The sequence below is a fragment of the Paenibacillus maysiensis genome, from assembly GCF_000520815.1.
Taxonomy (GTDB): Bacteria; Bacillota; Bacilli; order Paenibacillales; family Paenibacillaceae; genus Paenibacillus; species Paenibacillus maysiensis.
Genome location: NZ_ASRY01000152.1, coordinates 1 through 745 on the forward strand (window position 1 = coordinate 1; position 745 = coordinate 745).

A 745-nucleotide genomic window follows, 5' to 3' on the forward strand; every position below is an offset into this window, starting at 1 on the left:
CCAGTACGCTTCTTGCCGCCCGATCCGCTCTCGGTGGGCCTTCGACTGCTGCCAAACGGCATAATCCTTGTATTGAATGCGCAGTGGCGGCAGTTCTTCCCCGGCGTAGAAACTCGAGAACTCATCGATCACAATCGCCATCGATACGCCGTCGGACACCATATGGTGCATGTCGAAAAGGAGAATATGCAGGTTCGGCTCCAGTTCGATGACTCCGGCGCGCAACAGCGGCGGCTTGCCGAGATCAAACGGACGAACGAAGCTGCGGACGATCTGCTCGATTTGAGCCGCATCCTCTTTATCCGCTTGATGATGCTCGATAGCAAAATCGACCTGCGGGTAAATCCGCTGAACCGCTTCGCCCTTCACGATTTCAAAACCGGTGCGCAGCGATTCATGCCGTGTTATCAATTTCCGCAAGGCGGCTTCCAACCGGTCTAAATCAAACTCGCCTTCCACCTGCACCAGCTCCGGCATGTTGTAAAGCTGATCCGCTCCATCCAGCGTGTGCTGAATGAACAGCCGTTTCTGCGCGGAGGACAGAGGGTAGTATTCTCTCTCCTCCGCTTGAGGAATGGCCTCATGCTCCCGCCGTTCCATCCGGGCGATCGCCTCGGCCATCGCCGCAATCGTCGAGTGACGGAATACGTCGCGCAGCGGCAGGTTGACGTTTAATTCCTTAAATACCTTGCCCGCCAGCGTCGTCGCTCGCAGGGAGTGGCCGCCGATGTCGAAGAAGTTGTCG

1 protein-coding gene is annotated in these 745 nt (G+C 57.0%); it reads right to left on the reverse strand.

Going from position 1 to position 745, the window contains the following annotated elements:
- Positions 1–745 (reverse strand): condensation domain-containing protein (locus L696_RS28430; protein WP_155985350.1); only part of this gene is annotated, 745 nt, incomplete at both ends.